Genomic DNA, 15,112 nt, shown 5'->3' on the forward strand with positions numbered 1-15,112 from the left:
AGGTCAACAAGGAAGGCATCGATGGCATCCGCAGGCATCACGGTGGGGGTATTGCTCGATAGCTTGGGCCCGGACATGGTGCGGCCCTTGGCATTGCCACACGGCACCTCGGTGCCGATCGGGTCGCCGTCGATCCATGACACGGACCAGACTCACGTGGAGTTGAGCGATACTGTGTTGCTGGTGCCGGGCCGCCCGAGCGCCGACCTGCTGGATTTGGCTGTGGACGCGCACGTCGCTGCAGTGGTGGTGCGTGCCGGGGCGGTCGACCCGGAGCAGCTGACGACGGCGGCCAATCGCGTCGGTATGACGCTGTTGCAGTGCAGTGAGGAGCTTTCTTGGGGCCAGCTGTATGTGCTGATCGACGCGCTGCGGGCGATCAGTGATCCAGGGCTCGAACAAGATGATCGGCGGGCGGCCGACTTGTTCACACTGGCCAACGACATCGCTTTGCGCGCAGGCGGTGCGATTGCCATCGAGGACCTGTCGATGCGGGTTCTGGCGTACTCGACGATTCCAGGCCAGGAAGTTGACGATCTGCGGCGGGACGGGATCCTTGGGCGACGGGTGCCGGACCACCCAGCCAATGCCGAGGACTACGCCTCCATACTGCGCGCTGAAACTGCGATTTGGAGCGTAGAACAGCCCGAGTTCCGGCCTCGGCTGGCCATCGCGGTCCGGGACGGCGGCGAAGCACTGGGCAGCATCTGGCTGCTGCAGGGCGAGAAGCCGTTGTCCGGGAAAGCCTCAGAGGTGCTGGCCGAAGGCGCTCGTCTGGCTGCTCCGCACTTGGCCAGACTGAAAGCCGCTGCGGACACCGACCGCCGACAGCGAGCGGAACGGTTGGGGCAGCTGTTCCGAGGAACAGGGCCGAACCGGCGGGTCGCGGAGTCGTTCGGGCTGCGCTTCGACGCCCCGGCCACGGTGGTGGTGATCGGCCGGGTTGAGAACCTGCCGTCCCACTCGCGGGGGATGTCGGCGGAATCAGCTGCGGAGAATGTCAGCGATCTGTTGAGGATGGTGTTGTCTTCGTACCGGCTTCGGGCCGCCGCTGGATCACTCGAGGGTCAGGCGGTTGTTGTCATCGGCACAGCAGCTGACTCTCCGGTGCTGCAAACGATTATTGCCACGGTGCTGGCCCGCTCTGCAGAGAGCGTTGGAGGTGGTTGGCGGGCCGGAATCAGCCGCACTCTGAACAGCGTGGCGGACGTGCCCGTCGGATTCACCCAGGCCAAACAGGCCCACGAAGTCGTGTCCGGGCCATTCGGCCGGGGCGAGATCGGCCAGCACAAGGACTTGGGGGCGTCGTTGTTCCTCTTGGAGGCGTTTGAGGCCCTGCAATTCCGTTCAGCCTTGGACGCCGAACCGCTGTCCGTGGTCGCGGATCACGACCATCGGCAGGGCACCGATTACGTCAAGACGCTGCGCAGTTGGATCGCGGCGCACTGCGATATCCCCCGCGCGGCGGAGGTGCTGGTGCTGCACCCGAACACCCTGCGGCACCGGCTGCGCCGAATGGCCGAGGTGGTAGACATCGAAGATCCCGATGTGCGGCTGGCACTGGCTTTGCAGTTGCGGATGCAGGAGATCAATACAAAGAGGATTGGCTGACACCAACCGGAGGAACTCGTGCAGCACGAGTTCCTTTTCCAGCAGCTTTCCGGTACGAGGTCACCGAAAATCCTCAGGTACCACGGCGGCAGCTACAGCACGCTGATGGTCAACTGTGACGAGGTGGCTGGCATGTTTCCTGCCAAGGTGGGCGACGGTGCTGTCTGGCAAATCTACGTCGGGTGGCCTCGGAGTACGGGGTCCTGTCCAGATTCAGGGACTCGTTTCTTGGCTGGGGCGGCGGTTGGGATGTGGTGCGGCACAATGTGGTCGGGCTGAATGTTGCAGCTTAGGACAATCGGGCTGGCGTGGAGCTCTGGGAACATCGGGATATGACTCTTACGACGCAGTTATCCCAATTGTTAGACACTGTTGTTCGACCGGGTTGGCCGGGGGTGGCCGTCGGTGTTTACTCCGATGGCAAGCTCCTGGAGCATGCCGAGGCCGGGCTGGCTTGTGTTGAATTTGACGTACCCGTCGCGGCGACCACCCGGTTTGATATTGCCTCGATGAGTAAGCATTTTGCGGCCACCGCGGTGTTGTTGTTGTGCCGGGACGGGCAGCTCTCACTCGATGATGACATCCGTACCTATTTGCCGGAGCTCAAGCTGACCTCGAAAGTGACTGTGGGGCAGTGCTTGCGTCACACGGGCGGCGTGCCGGACTACCTGGCGCTGAGCCGGTTGGCTGGCCGGACGATGACCCGGATCACCCAGAATCAGGTGCTTGCCTTCATCGCGGAGCTCACTGAGATCAACTTCGAGCCTGAGACCGACATCTCGTACTCCAATTCGGGTTATGTGCTGATCGCCTCGCTGATACACCGGATCAGCGGGAAGTCGTTGCGGGAATTTGCCGCCGAGCGGATCTTCGGGCCCCTGGGGATGGCCGAGACGTTCTTCCGGGATGACAGCCGGGAGGTGTTGCGGGACTTCGCCTATGGATATGAGGTCACCGACCATGGTGTGCGCAGGGCAGATTCTGAGGAATCTCTGGTTGGCGACGGCGCCCTGGTGACCAGCATTGCCGACCTCGGGCCGTGGTTCGGGTTCCTGCAGGACGGCCGGGTACTCGGTGTTGAGATCCGCGACGGGTTGCTGGCACAGGTGGGGCCAACTGGATCGAAGCCTCGGGAGTACGCCCATGGCCTGATTCATAGTGTGATCGGCGGCGAAGCGGTGTTCGGCCACGCCGGTGGCGTGCAGGGCTATAAGTCACAGTTGTTCTTTATGCCCAGCAGGAACCTGGGTGTTGCGCTGTTGACCAACAATTCTTCAGTGGACCCAGAGAGGATCGGTATTGAACTGCTGCTGCTGGCTACTGGCCTGTCTGCGGACGAGCCGAAAGAGTTTTTGGACGGATCGAACGCTGCGGCTGGCGTGGTCGGCTACTGGCAGGACGTGGGCGCCGATGCCTTTGTCCGGGTCGAAGCCGAGAATGGGCGTATCCGACTCTCGAACGGGCACATGGGCGGTGAGTTTGTGTTGGCGGCAGATGGCACGTGGTACGGACAAGGTAACGGTGCAAGCTTGCGGCTGTCGCGGTCTGGGGAGTCATTCACGTTGGGAATATTGTCGTCGCCTTGGCGCGATCGTAGTTACCGTCGCTGCGAGCCGCCCCTCGCCAATACATCCTTAGCGCCCGCGGTCTACCGGAGCCCGGAACTGGGGACGTTGATCACGGTGGCTGGGAACGATATGGCTGAGATCGGATTGGATCTCGTCGCTTCTGTTGAGCCAGGACCGGCTGGTACGTTTTCCGCGGCAGGCATCGTCCTTCGACCGGATGGCGATGACCTGTTGGTCAGCAGTAACGGCGCCGGCCGGCTGCGGTACCAGCGGCAGAGCGACGATACGGTCCCGGTTGGTGTGCCGGCAGGTCTAAATCTGTCCGACTAGCATTTGGGGGACGGACAGGCGACCACCCGTAAAGGAGCATCGGGGTGGGAAGGACATTAGACCTTCCCACCCCGATGCTCTTGTCAGACGAGCGGCTATCGCGCTAGAGCGTGTCTTCCAATTGGCGGCGTGGCTGGGTCGCGCCATGGAGCGCGACCTGCCGGTAGTGACAGCGAGATACTTCTTGGCTCGGACCGCAGATGCTGGTCCGGGTCGAGCGATGGTTGGGAATTCCCGGCCAATAGGCCACAGGCACAATCAATTCAGAGAATTGCGATAAGAAGGGCATCTCCATGGGAGAGCATCCAGCTTGGGCGGCTTTGGCCGGGGAGTACGTCCAAGTTCAGAAAGAGGGTCGAACTATCCGGACCGGGTACGTCAAGGACGTCGTCGCTGCTGCGGACGCTCTCTGGCTGGAAGCCTGCGGCGTCGAACCTCGAACCCTGTATGAAAAAGCGCACGGCTATGTTGTCCTACCTATCCGACCCAGCGAGCTCGGCACGGTATGAACATGCAGGAGGTTGAACACATCGAAATCAAGGTCCATGACAGGGCCTCCATGGACTACTGCATCACTGCGGCGGTCGACCGGATGATCGAGAGCGCTGGACGGCAACAGACGCGCGGCATCCTGGTGACCCGGCTCGGAGACGGGCACTTCGTCGTCGGTCTCAGCAATGCTGTCCCCTTTGGTTACACAGAGCAACTCGATCTGCGACGCCAAACCACCTGATGGTCGGCGGATACTGCTCCGCCCTTCCACCCTGTCGGGCGCAAAGGTACCTGTCGGGAGTGCCTTGCGCTGAAGCTTGTGTCTTAGCGGACAACTACGAAGAATCAATGCCTCGTTGGACTTGATCTACTCCGCTGCAATCACGGGAGCCGTGGGCCAACGCCGACGTCGTGGGTGGACACGGTGTCGCCAGTCTTGGCCTCTGTGCCAGTGCCAGGTCCATAACGACGGGGTTCATGGGGAAGGCACCTTTCGGAAGTCATTCGGCTCTGTGCGCACAGTAGCGGCCAGCCGGTCCTTCGCCTTCATTGTTGAGATCGCCGGGAAAAGTAGAACCGGCTTAACCCAGGCACTGGCTTAGCTGGTTCTGGACACAAATTCGTCCCCTCACACCAAGGAACAACCATGTCATTAGGTCAGCGGGACTTCGACCGGCAGTAGCAACAATTTGGTCTAGGCCGACGGTGCGTTGTTCTCACGGACTAGCAGTACGGCAACTGTTGGTCCGGACGGCCAAAGCCAGAAGCCCCTATTCGAACAAAGATGGAGTCATGTCACTCAATCTCGACGCCCGCTCTTTGGCCGAGCGGGCCACGTTCACTGCTGCCTCTGCGGCGGCCAAGGCCAACGTCCGAATCGTCGACGAGCACCACCGTGAAAGGCTCCAAGACATCGAAGGGCTGTTGGTGGCCATCTGGGGGAGGTCTCCCCATGGAGCCCCGATTCCGTTTGACCTGCTCCGCAGCATTTCCCACGCCGGGTGCAATGTATCCGCGGCCTACACCCCGGACGGAGCACTGTGCGGGGCCGCGGCGGCCATTATCTCTCCCGAGGGGTCCACGTATTCGCTGATAGCCGGGGTGCTTCCCGGCATTGCAGACAAAGGTGTGGGTTTCGCCCTCAAACAACACCAACGGGCTTGGTCGCTGGCACGCGGAATCGAAACCATGACATGGACCTTCGATCCTCTGGTCAGCCGGAACGCGCGCTTCAATCTGTCCAAACTTGGTGCTGTTACTTCCGTGTACAAGAGGAACTTCTACGGCGCAATGCAGGACGACATCAACGCCAACGATGAATCGGACAGGCTCGTGGCGGTCTGGCCGCTGTCCTCGGCGCGGAGCATCAAGTGCAGCGAAGGCCTGGCCGACGACGTGAGCGTGCCGCAGGGTGCGTTGAGCAGTGTTCTGGAATACGGGCCTGACTCAAAGCCGGCGCTCCTGCAATCGGAAGGTAACCTTTGGTGCCGGGCGCCACACGACATTGTCGCGCTGAGGGGATCCGACGCCCAGGAAGCAGCGTTGTGGCGGTTGCAGCTCCGCGAAATTTTGGAGGCCGCTTTCGCATCCGGCTATGCCGCTTCGGGAGTGACCCGGACTGGCTGGTACAAGCTCACACCTGCTTCAACCACCACCCAGTAGCCGAATAACAGCTATAAACAATCCAATTCATGAGGACCTTGACCCGGAGCCGGGGGAATTTTTGGATGTCCCAGTCGGGGTTCATGTTCGTGCCACCATGATTTCATGGCGGTCAATACCGATAGCCCATGGACCGGCTACGCGGCGCGAAGGCTTGTGCGCGTTGTTGTTTCACTCTGGATTCTGGTCACGGCGTCATTCCTCAAGATCCACGGTCTTGCAGGGCACCCGGTCAGAGCAACGTGGTTACTTCAGCTCAGTTACTCGTGAGACATTATCGGCTTCGTCGCCTTGCCCGGGTGGGCGGACTTTCCTGGACGCTCCAAAGATACGTTTTGCTGCCACACTCCAGCTCTGCATCCTGGCCCTCCGCTCCGCGTGACCTCGTCAAACAGGAGCGTTTGGCTGTGCATTTTTTACTAGTGGATAGGAGCCACCCATGAAGATCTCTCGCGCCACCATCACTCTGATCGATGTTCCGTTGCTGGAGCCCTTTGTGGTCTCCTACGCGTCTTACGCGTCGATGCCCAGCGTCATCCTCACCTTGGAGACCGATGACGGGCTGGTTGGCTACGGCGAGAGCGTGCCTGACGGACATATCACCGGCGAGACACCGACCGGCGCCGTCGAAGCCCTCAAAACAGAACTGCTGCCTGCAGTTCTTGGTCTGGATCCGCGGGACATCACCGCCATTCACCAGCGCCTCAACGCAGCCCTCAAGGGCTGTGGCGCCGCCAAAGCGGCAATCGACATCGCCTGTTGGGATCTTGCCGGCAAAGCCGCGGGGCGTCCCATTTACTCATTGCTGGGTGGGCGCCGGCCCGAACAGCCAACCATCGCTCGCGTCATGAGCATTCTGGCCCCGGAAGTTCTCGCCGAGCAGGCAATCCACGCCAAGCACGAGGGCTACCGCCACCTCAAGATGAAGCTCGGTGGGGGAGACGGGCAGGACATCGAGCGGGTGCGGGCCGTGCGGGCTGCCATCGGGAACGACCTGAGAATCCGTGTTGATGCCAACCAAGGCTGGGCGGACCCAGCCATGGCACGCACCATGATCAAGGCGTTGGAACCGTTTGACGTTGACTGGGTGGAACAGCCGATCCTTGCCGATGATATTGATGGCTTCCTCCTGGTGCGGCAGAACACGGGGATGAGGCTGATGGCCGACGAGGCGGTGGTGGATGCCCACGATCTTGCGCACTTCGTCCGGGACCGTTCCGTGGATATGGTCAACCTCAAGCTGATGAAGAGCGGCGGCATCACGCCGTGCCATCGGCTGGCAACGCAAGCGGAACTCGGGGGACTCAAGGTCCAGATCGGTTCGATGCTGGAGACAAGCATTGCCTCCTCCGCGGGCTTCCATCTGGCGCTGAGCCATCCGAATATCGTTTCGACGGAGCTGTCCGGCCCGATGAGGTTCGCTAAAGAGCCGGGCGATTTGCAGTACGACATTCCAGAGGTCCAGATCACAGAAAAACCAGGGCTTGGCGTTGACGTGGACGTGGATGTGCTGGCAGAACTCACGGTGAGCGAGTGCGAGGTTTCAGCGTGAACGGCGCAAAGGAGCATCACGAAAACGGACATACGAGGGGCATCTCACGAAACGGAATTTCGAGATGGTCCCGAACATCGATAACCGGCATGCACGGGTATTCGTGGGACGGGAGTAGCCCGCACTAAAGCCACCGCCTTTGCGAGCGATTCCAAATCGACAGGCTTGCCTTCCTCGGTCCATAACGGTCCCGAACCGTAATCCCGCCAGAACTCCAGTCGCGTCAAGATTCGAGTATCTCCCGACGACGAACGGGCGGGGTTAAGCAGACACGTCGTGTCGGTAGCCCGAGAGCCATCTCAGATTTGCCAGATAGACACGGGGGAGTCCACCCACACGCTTGTACCTCCAACCAAGTCCACCGCAGAGGGAACCGGTCGCCTCAAAGATTTCGCGAGCTTGAAATCGATCCTGAACGGCTGGGAGGCGATGCCGATGATTTTCGGGGCGCGGTCCATGCTCATCAGATGGTCGCGTTCAAGCCACGATTCATACGGAACCATCCGTCCGTTGGTTGAGCACCACCATTCGCCGGAGAAATTACGCTGACCCTTGTATGAGGCGGTCGACCGGACCGGAGCGACGGACAATGCGTCAAATTAGGTGGACCTGCGACACCTTAGATGGAAAAGGACAGTTATGAATCCACAGGAGTTCTCGCAACCACTTCTACTCCCGTACTTTAACTGGCATGCGCGGGTATTCATGGGCCGGGAGTACTGCAGTATCGGAGTGACAGGTCCGCGGCGGATCCGCCCGGTTCCTAACGGCCGTGCTGGCCGGAAAACCGTCCGGCGCCGTATCGTTACATCGTGAGATTCAAAAGAGCGAGTCAAGGCGAGTTGGTTCGTCGTGCGCCCCGTGCAGACACCTTCAAATCGCGTGACTTGGTTGACGTTCTTCGCGCGGGTCTCGGAGCCTGGTTGAAGGACGAGGGGTTCAAGCGGCTCGGCAGCAACGGCTGGACCCGGCCCTTGGCTGATCATCATCTCATCATTGCTGTGCAATGCAGCCAAAGCGGCTGGGATCCTCGCGCAGGCAACCGTTTTGTAGTCGAGTTTGAGCAATCAAAGACGCCCAGGCGCGCAACCGGCTTCAATCGGGCCCGCGTGTGGTCCCTTCTTGATGAGCTCAGGCGGCGAGAGGCACTCGACATTATTAGCCGGGTCGCCGTCTCGTTACCGGATCCAGATGAGCAGTTCCTATTCCAACTCCCTGCTAACGTGCGGGAGCACTACCTCCGATCTTTTGCACCGACTACAGCCACGGTCGACTCAAGCGATGTCTGGTTCGCATACTACGACGAACGTGATGCGGCAATCTGGGCGGATTTTCTCGCTCGTTCCTTGGGTCCGGCCCTTCAGGAATTTCTCGCTCGTCTACCATCGTATTTTGGCCACCGGTCGCTGTCTTCCGACCGGGATTGAGACTGGCATGCGCAGGTGTCGAAGTGCCTGCAGCGGCAGCTTCGCAAATGAAGGCGCGAACTTCAGGCGACTGATCCCGTAGCGCAAACATCCTTGGACCAAGCCACGTTGGTGTTGATTGGCTACCGTTTCCAACCGAGCGAGTATTTCCGAGAGAGGACCACCGCGGTGCGGATTCCTTCGTTGGTCCAGAACGCGTCATTTACCCACGCGAACGGTCTTGTGGCCCATTGATCGAACTCGCCTTGAAACTGGGATCGCTTTGAACAGATCAGGGTTAGCTCAAGATCCGGTTCATTGACGATCCACCAGTCTGCGACGTGATCCCAAATCAAAAGCCGACCTAGATCGCCGTGCCTGTCCATCACCCACTCGGTCAAAGACCGTTGGTCTTGAAGTGCCGTGTCGGGTATTTCGACCGGAGTCGTTGGAATGACGAAGTTTCGAGTTTCACTACGGCCATCGGGGTGTGTGACCGTCCATGCATAAGACTCGGGATGTTCGTCTACGCGAAGGCTGACCAGGCCGCGCCCCTGCAACACTTGCCAAGTCTCGTCACAGAGGTCAACGGATCCGAGCGTGATTCCGGCCTCACAAGCAATCACAGACTGACCAGATAAGGCCATGGGCCAGCCGCCGTCGAGATCGAATGGAACGACGTGGCTATCTTTTCTCATGCGTGAGAGTCTGCCACTGGCGGACCAAGGCGGCGAGCCGCTCTGGCTGCCGCGATGTATTGCGCGTAGGCGGCGGCCAAGTCGGTGGCGTGGCGTTCGATGGTTGTGGGGGAGTAGCCGAGGGTTTCGGCGATAATGGCCACTGGTGCGAGTTTGGTGAGTTCGGGGAGGGTTCCCAGGCGTGCGGCGCGGGTGCTGAAAAGCTTACTGAGGCGGGTTGTGAGGTGGCTTGGATTGATGTGACGCCCGGGTGATGCTCCGCGGAATACCCACTTGGTGTTCGGGTGTGCTGCGGTGAGGTCGTGGCCCGGATTTGCGGCGAGCTCCCGCCATGGCTGGGCTAACGGGTCCGGTAACGAGATCTTGATGGTTCCGAGTTGAATGGTGACTAGTTCGTCGGTGACTGCGACGTCGTCCCAGGTCAGCCGTGCGATTTTTTCAGCCTGTTGTCCGAAGACGAGGATGAGGATCGCGGCGGCCCGGTCGCGTGTTTCTAGTCCGTTGTCGTGGATGACTTGTTTGAGCGCTTGGTCTTGTCCGGGCTTGGCGAGTCTTGGGCTGGTGCCTCGGCGGTGCGGAACGATGGTGACCTGCGGAAACGCCGGATTCGTCATGGGACAGGAGTTCTCGCAACCACTTCTACTCCCGTACTTTTAACGCCGATAATCTACATTATGTAAAGTAAAGTCGTGATTATTGCATCTGCTGCATGATCGCCCATCCCCCAATGTCGCGTGCGGGATCTTCGCGCCTGTCCTGTCTCATCTAACGTTGCCCAGTCTCACTACAGATGGACCATTAGATGAATCTGTCTCACCACAGTCAGTCCATCTATTCGGCGTGTCTCACTACAGTTGAGCCATTAGTGGTTTCTGTCTCATTACAGTTGGCCCATGACGGCTTCTTCGTCAGCGGTCAGGCAGGATTTGGGCTACGTTTCCAGCGTGTGCCATGTCTCGGCGCGCGAGTACGAATCCGATTCCTTGACGACTCAACCGCTTGACGCGGCGTGGTGGTTGCCGTTCCAGGATTATTCGCCTGCCCGAGTGTTCCCTTCTTTCAAAGGACAGCGCAATTTCACCGGTCTGCTCTGGTGCGCCACCAATGCCCGCCTGGTTGGCTACGAGTCCTGGTTGGAACGGGACCATCTACTTGCCCTTGACTTCGATCCCGCCGTTGTGGGCATCGCCTCACAACCATTCCGCCTCGATTTTGAGCTCGACGGCGGGCACCGCTGGCACATACCGGATTACTTCGCACGGCTGAGTGATGGCACTGGCCTCGTCGTTGATGTGCGCCCGGATGAGCGCATTCGTGAGCGTGATCAGGAGGTGTTCACGGCCACGGAGTCCGCTTGCGCCTCAGTCGGCTGGGGCTACACAAGAGTCGGCGGACTCCCCCGGGCCTTCGTTGCCAACCTTCGTTGGTTGTCTGGCTACAGACATCCGCGTTGCCTGGATCCTGCCCATGCCCAGGCGATGCAGGAATGCCTGTACAACGGTCCGAGGACAATCGACCACTTGACCGCTGCCGTCGGCCACCCTGTGACCGTGTTGCCGACTCTGTTTCATCTGCTCTGGACCGGCACGTTCACCACGGAGCTGAGCACCCGGACGCTCGGGCAGGACTCCGAAGTGACTATGAAAGCAAAGCTGTGACGACACACAAGACGGGAATGCTCCGCCTCGGAGATCGGGTCGAATTCGACGGCAAAGATTACGTTTTCGCCGCCTTGAACGGAGAGGTCGCGGAACTCAGGGCCGGCCAGGAAACACCACTGAACGTCCTGATGACGACGCTCCTTACCGACAAGTCATTCAAGCTGATCGGCGTTGACGGGATTCGCCGCAGAGGTCTCGGCGAATCCAAGATCTTCGGGGCTCTGCGCGCCCCGGCCAAGGATCGGGCTCACTGGTTGGAGAACCACATCACGGAGGTCCTCGACGGCGTTTCAGCCGGATCCGAGCCAGGGACCCGGCCCCGCCGGGACTACGACGTGACCTCGCGATCTCTGCGGCAACGGCTGCTGGCCAAGGAAGCCGAACTCCAGGAGACGGGAAATCCTCTAAGCCTCAGCACCCTCAAGCGGCTGACCCGCGCCTATGAAACCCAGGGCATCGTTGGCCTGGTTGATCAGCGCCTCGTCCGCCGGACACCGACTGCCGGACAGGTGGACCAACGCTTCATCGATGCACTCACCATCGTGCTGCAACACAACACGGACCAGTCCTCCGGGTCCATGGACCGGATCCGGCGGGATGTGGAAAAGCACGTTCAGGCTGAACACGGGAGCGACGTGGAAATCCCGTCCCGGGCAACCTTCCACCGCCTGGTCAAGAAACTGGCGCAGGGCCGCCATGCCACCGGCTCGGCACGCACCCGACGAACGCTGTCCCAGCAACCCGATGGACCGTTCGGAGCCGTCCACCCCGTCCGTCCCGGTGAACTGATGCAGATCGATTCCACTCCCTTGGACATCGCCGTCGAGTTCGAGGACGGAATTACCGGCCGCGTTGAGCTCACCGCACTCGTCGACGTGGCCACCCGCAGCATACCCGCCGCCGTGCTGAGACCATCCACGAAGGCGGTCGACGCTGCCTTGCTGCTGGCCCGCTGCGTCACCCCGGAAACGATGCGGCCCGGTTGGTCCGAGGCGGTGTCCATGGCCGCCTCGGCACTCCCCTACCAGGCCATGCGCTCCATCGATGCCAGGTTGCAAAACGCGGCAGCGAAGCCGATCATCATGCCCGAAACCATCGTCTGCGACCACGGCAAGGCCTACATATCCCACACCTTCAAGAACGCCTGCAGAAGTCTGGGTATCAGCTTCCAACCGGCCCACCCCGACACCCCTACGGACAAACCGATCGTGGAGCGGACCCTGCAATCCGTGGGGACGCTGTTTGCCCAGTACGTCACCGGATACCTTGGTTCCTCCGTTGAACGCCGCGGCAAGAACGCCGACCTCCAGGCCGTTTTCTCCCTGCTCGAGCTGCAGGACCTCCTGGACGAATGGATCATCACCGCATGGCAAAACCGGCCCCACGAAGGGCTGCGCGACCCGCTGACCCCGGGCAGAATCCTCAGCCCGAATGAAAAATACGCTGCCCTGCTCAATGTCGCCGGTTACGTGCCGGTCCCATTGGACGCGGAGCACTATATCCAGCTGCTCCCAGCCGTGACACGGGTCATCAACAGCTACGGTGTCAAGATCCGCCACCGGATCTACGACAGCGCAGAGCTCAATCCCTACCGGGGTCAGGAGTCCGGTATGAAGGCACTTAGACAGCTCTGGGAAATCCGCTACGACCCCTACGACGTCACCCGCGTTTGGGTCCGCAACCACCATGGCGGTGGCTGGATCACCGCGTTTTGGCGGCAACTCCACGCCAGTCCGCAGCCGTTCGGCGACACGATCTGGGAGCTCGGACGGCAAATGGTTGCCGGGCGCGGGACCGATAGTCCGTCCGAGGCAACGATCAAGGCCGCGGTCGACAATCTTCTTGACCGCGCATCTCCCGAAGCCCCGAAGTCCCACAAGACAGCCAAGAAGGTGCGCCGCGCCATCGCCCGGAGCAGGGCAGTCGAAGCGCCTTCTCGGCCCGTGCCCGCCCCCGAGGCTACACAATCCCGCACCGGCACGGCCCCCGGTCTTGAAACAGAGTCCTCCAAGGCGCCAGACGAACAGTCGGACCGGCCCGAAAAGCTGGCCAAGATCATTCCGCTGAGAATCTATAACCCCCAGGAAAGGGCCGACGAATGGTGGTAGAAGCAGCAGAAGTCCCCAGCGCCAGCCGGGCGCCGACCACCACACTGCAGGGATGGCGGAGTTTCGTTACCTCCGTCGCGCCCACGATCGACCCGCCCGATCCCGCAACCCGGGCGGCTATGAATGCTGCTGCGCGGGAACGCTACGACGAGCAGCGGATCAGCTACCACTCCGAACTGGTGATCGTGGAAACCTCAACCGTGCGCTCCATCACCAACCAGGGGCGGCTGTTGATGATGCTTAACCAGCGTGAAATCAGCGCCCGGCGCGGACTGGTCGTCTCCGGCCCCTGGGCCTCCGGCAAAACCACGGCTATCAAACTCCTGGGCAAAACTCACGAGCTGCTCATCCGGCGCAAATACCCCAGACAGGACCGCATCCCTGTCGTCTACATCACCACCCCGCCGAAAGGCTCCCCGCGGAAACTGGCCAGCGAATTCGCCAACTTCCTCGGACTGCCCCAACGCCCCCGCCAGAACGTCACCGACATCGCCGACGCCGTCTGCCAGGTCCTCACGGACGCCAAGACAGACCTCGTGATCGTGGACGAGATCCACAACCTGAACCTGGCCACCAGCGCCGGGGAAGACATGTCCGACCACCTCAAATACTTCACCGAACACATGCCTGCCACCTTCGTCTACGCCGGCATCAACGTCGAAAACTCCGGACTGTTCACCGGTCTCCGCGGACGGCAGATCTCCGCCCGCTCCGTTCTCAAGACCACCGGCCCGTTCCCGTTCACCGATGAATGGCAGGCCCTGGTCGCCACCCTCGAAAACGGCCTGCGCCTGCACCACCACGAACCCGGCACCCTCACCGCCCAAGCCCAGCATCTGCACTACCGCACCGGCGGCAGCATCAGCAGCCTCTCCCACCTGATCCGCCAAGCCGCCATCATGGCCATCCTCACCGGCACCGAGAAGATAGACCGCGAACTACTCAACGAGACGAGCATCGACCACGCAGCCGAATCCCTAGCACCCCGACCCGCCACGACCACCCCGTCCGCACGATGACACCCCGACCACTACCCCGCCCCGTCCATCCTTACAAGGACGAGACCACGCCCTCCTTCATCTGGCGGCTCGAAACCGCCAACATCCTCCGGCCCGGTCAGCTCAGAACCCTCTTGAAGCGCAACCGACGCCCATGGATCGAAAGCCTTGCGGCATGGACGAACTGCGACCCGGACGTACTGGAGCTGGCGATGCCACAGTTTGTCCAGCCCGACCTGGATCCATCACTGAGGTGGAAACTAGCCGGACGTCCCACCCGCACAACCCACACCGTCGCCTGCAACCGCTGCACCCTTGCCCGCGGCGCCGGCCGCTTCGTGCAGATCTACAGCACCCACGAACAGGTCATCTGCCCGCGCCATCGCCTCTGGCTTGGAGACGGTGTCACAGGGGTCACCGACCAGTTGTCCATCCGCGATACCCCCGAGATCACCACGGCCTGGCACCATCACAAAAACCTCATCACACGGCACGGACGCTCCGGAGTCCGCAAAGCCTTCCATATCGCCTCTGTCATCAACTGGCGCTGGTACGACCGGTTCCACCACTTCACTGCCGCCACGGACACATACGACGCCTTGGCAGCCAAACAGCCGCGGCATGCCAACAGTCACGCAATCGTGGCAGCCTCGCTCTACCCGTCCATCGTCAACCTCACCGCGGCCATGGCTTCGCCCCACTGGGCTGAAATCGCACACTCACGCCGCCCCGATCTCTTCCTGGACCGGATCAGCGCTGAAATCACCGACGGATGGCACCCGCGCGGAGCCTCCGACCCGCTTCGCCACTGGATGACCGAAGACTGGCTCCCAGGATTTCGAGGGTCAGACACGATTCGTCCGTCTGCCCCTCGATGACCTGCGCCATGAAGAGGCACCACCACGGTACGCCGCCCGATCCGTGTTTAACAGAAAGCCTGGCCGCGGCGCCGTACCAGCTTCTGGCACTATGGGATCCGTGATCTTCAAAAGATAGACAAACAAGTCCACTTCGAAGGTTTCCAAG

Annotated in this window: 14 protein-coding genes; 12 read left to right on the forward strand and 2 right to left on the reverse strand. The window is 61.1% G+C overall.

Translation table 11 applies throughout. The features are described 5' to 3' along the window. The first annotated feature begins 21 nt into the window (after positions 1 to 21). The 8 genes from NFJ07_RS01530 (at position 22) to NFJ07_RS01565 (ending at position 8,642) form a co-directional block, all read left to right on the forward strand. Entirely contained in the window at positions 22 to 1,611 is a 1,590-nt protein-coding gene (locus tag NFJ07_RS01530) for a PucR family transcriptional regulator (RefSeq protein WP_269991975.1), read from the forward strand. 332 nt (positions 1,612 to 1,943) lie between these two features. After that, positions 1,944 to 3,509: a serine hydrolase domain-containing protein gene (locus tag NFJ07_RS01535; RefSeq protein WP_269991976.1), complete on the forward strand. Its 1,566-nt coding sequence runs from the start codon at positions 1,944 to 1,946 to the stop codon at positions 3,507 to 3,509. Between the two features lie 293 nt (positions 3,510 to 3,802). Then, a complete protein-coding gene (locus NFJ07_RS01540) occupies positions 3,803 to 4,018 on the forward strand; it encodes a hypothetical protein (protein WP_269991978.1) in 216 nt (71 codons plus the stop codon). 2 nt (positions 4,019 to 4,020) lie between these two features. Next, positions 4,021 to 4,242 (forward strand): hypothetical protein, encoded by a 222-nt coding sequence (locus NFJ07_RS01545; RefSeq protein ID WP_269991980.1) that lies wholly within the window; start codon positions 4,021 to 4,023, stop codon positions 4,240 to 4,242. A 551-nt stretch (positions 4,243 to 4,793) separates the two neighbouring features. Continuing rightward, positions 4,794 to 5,663, forward strand: coding sequence for a hypothetical protein (locus NFJ07_RS01550; protein ID WP_269991981.1), 870 nt, complete (start codon positions 4,794 to 4,796; stop codon positions 5,661 to 5,663). A gap of 105 nt (positions 5,664 to 5,768) precedes the next feature. Further along, complete coding sequence (locus tag NFJ07_RS01555; protein ID WP_269991982.1) at positions 5,769 to 5,933, forward strand: hypothetical protein; 165 nt, start codon at positions 5,769 to 5,771, stop codon at positions 5,931 to 5,933. 169 nt (positions 5,934 to 6,102) lie between these two features. Continuing rightward, complete coding sequence (locus NFJ07_RS01560; RefSeq protein WP_269991984.1) at positions 6,103 to 7,215, forward strand: mandelate racemase/muconate lactonizing enzyme family protein; 1,113 nt, start codon at positions 6,103 to 6,105, stop codon at positions 7,213 to 7,215. Between the two features lie 812 nt (positions 7,216 to 8,027). Then, positions 8,028 to 8,642, forward strand: a complete 615-nt coding sequence (locus tag NFJ07_RS01565) for a hypothetical protein (RefSeq protein WP_269991986.1) — start codon at positions 8,028 to 8,030, stop codon at positions 8,640 to 8,642. Positions 8,643 to 8,764: 122 nt separating this feature from the next. Here the strand turns inward: NFJ07_RS01565 and NFJ07_RS01570 are convergent, their stop codons facing one another. Then, positions 8,765 to 9,319, reverse strand: a complete 555-nt coding sequence (locus tag NFJ07_RS01570) for a hypothetical protein (RefSeq protein ID WP_269991987.1) — start codon at positions 9,317 to 9,319, stop codon at positions 8,765 to 8,767. Continuing rightward, positions 9,316 to 9,933 carry a hypothetical protein gene (locus NFJ07_RS01575; RefSeq protein ID WP_269991988.1) on the reverse strand — a complete coding sequence of 206 codons (618 nt, stop codon included), beginning with the start codon at positions 9,931 to 9,933 and terminating at the stop codon, positions 9,316 to 9,318. Before NFJ07_RS01575 ends, NFJ07_RS01570 begins: the two co-directional genes overlap by 4 nt. 279 nt (positions 9,934 to 10,212) lie before the next feature. On the opposite strand from NFJ07_RS01575, the gene NFJ07_RS01580 reads away from it, so the two are divergent. Genes NFJ07_RS01580 through NFJ07_RS01595 form a run of 4 tightly spaced genes read left to right on the forward strand, consistent with a single transcriptional unit; the run spans position 10,213 to position 14,964 of the window. After that, complete coding sequence (locus NFJ07_RS01580; RefSeq protein ID WP_269991989.1) at positions 10,213 to 10,977, forward strand: TnsA-like heteromeric transposase endonuclease subunit; 765 nt, start codon at positions 10,213 to 10,215, stop codon at positions 10,975 to 10,977. Continuing rightward, on the forward strand, positions 10,974 to 13,088 hold the full coding sequence (locus NFJ07_RS01585; protein WP_269991990.1) for a Mu transposase C-terminal domain-containing protein: 2,115 nt from the start codon (positions 10,974 to 10,976) through the stop codon (positions 13,086 to 13,088). The genes NFJ07_RS01580 and NFJ07_RS01585 overlap by 4 nt, the downstream gene beginning before the upstream one ends. Beyond that, positions 13,079 to 14,107 (forward strand): ATP-binding protein, encoded by a 1,029-nt coding sequence (locus NFJ07_RS01590; RefSeq protein WP_269991991.1) that lies wholly within the window; start codon positions 13,079 to 13,081, stop codon positions 14,105 to 14,107. The genes NFJ07_RS01585 and NFJ07_RS01590 overlap by 10 nt, the downstream gene beginning before the upstream one ends. Beyond that, entirely contained in the window at positions 14,104 to 14,964 is an 861-nt protein-coding gene (locus tag NFJ07_RS01595) for a hypothetical protein (RefSeq protein ID WP_269991993.1), read from the forward strand. The genes NFJ07_RS01590 and NFJ07_RS01595 overlap by 4 nt, the downstream gene beginning before the upstream one ends. The last annotated feature ends 148 nt before the right edge of the window (positions 14,965 to 15,112 follow it).

It is taken from the genome of Arthrobacter sp. B2a2-09 (assembly GCF_027587375.1).
Classification (GTDB): Bacteria; Actinomycetota; Actinomycetes; order Actinomycetales; family Micrococcaceae; genus Arthrobacter.

Coding starts and splice junctions, on each gene's coding strand:
- NFJ07_RS01530 (WP_269991975.1), top strand. CDS start 22: ATGGCATCCGCAGGCATCACGGTGGGGGTATTGCTCGATAGCTTGGGC.
- NFJ07_RS01535 (WP_269991976.1), top strand. CDS start 1,944: ATGACTCTTACGACGCAGTTATCCCAATTGTTAGACACTGTTGTTCGA.
- NFJ07_RS01540 (WP_269991978.1), top strand. CDS start 3,803: ATGGGAGAGCATCCAGCTTGGGCGGCTTTGGCCGGGGAGTACGTCCAA.
- NFJ07_RS01545 (WP_269991980.1), top strand. CDS start 4,021: ATGCAGGAGGTTGAACACATCGAAATCAAGGTCCATGACAGGGCCTCC.
- NFJ07_RS01550 (WP_269991981.1), top strand. CDS start 4,794: ATGTCACTCAATCTCGACGCCCGCTCTTTGGCCGAGCGGGCCACGTTC.
- NFJ07_RS01555 (WP_269991982.1), top strand. CDS start 5,769: ATGGCGGTCAATACCGATAGCCCATGGACCGGCTACGCGGCGCGAAGG.
- NFJ07_RS01560 (WP_269991984.1), top strand. CDS start 6,103: ATGAAGATCTCTCGCGCCACCATCACTCTGATCGATGTTCCGTTGCTG.
- NFJ07_RS01570 (WP_269991987.1), bottom strand. CDS start 9,319: ATGAGAAAAGATAGCCACGTCGTTCCATTCGATCTCGACGGCGGCTGG.
- NFJ07_RS01575 (WP_269991988.1), bottom strand. CDS start 9,933: ATGACGAATCCGGCGTTTCCGCAGGTCACCATCGTTCCGCACCGCCGA.
- NFJ07_RS01580 (WP_269991989.1), top strand. CDS start 10,213: ATGACGGCTTCTTCGTCAGCGGTCAGGCAGGATTTGGGCTACGTTTCC.
- NFJ07_RS01590 (WP_269991991.1), top strand. CDS start 13,079: ATGGTGGTAGAAGCAGCAGAAGTCCCCAGCGCCAGCCGGGCGCCGACC.
- NFJ07_RS01595 (WP_269991993.1), top strand. CDS start 14,104: ATGACACCCCGACCACTACCCCGCCCCGTCCATCCTTACAAGGACGAG.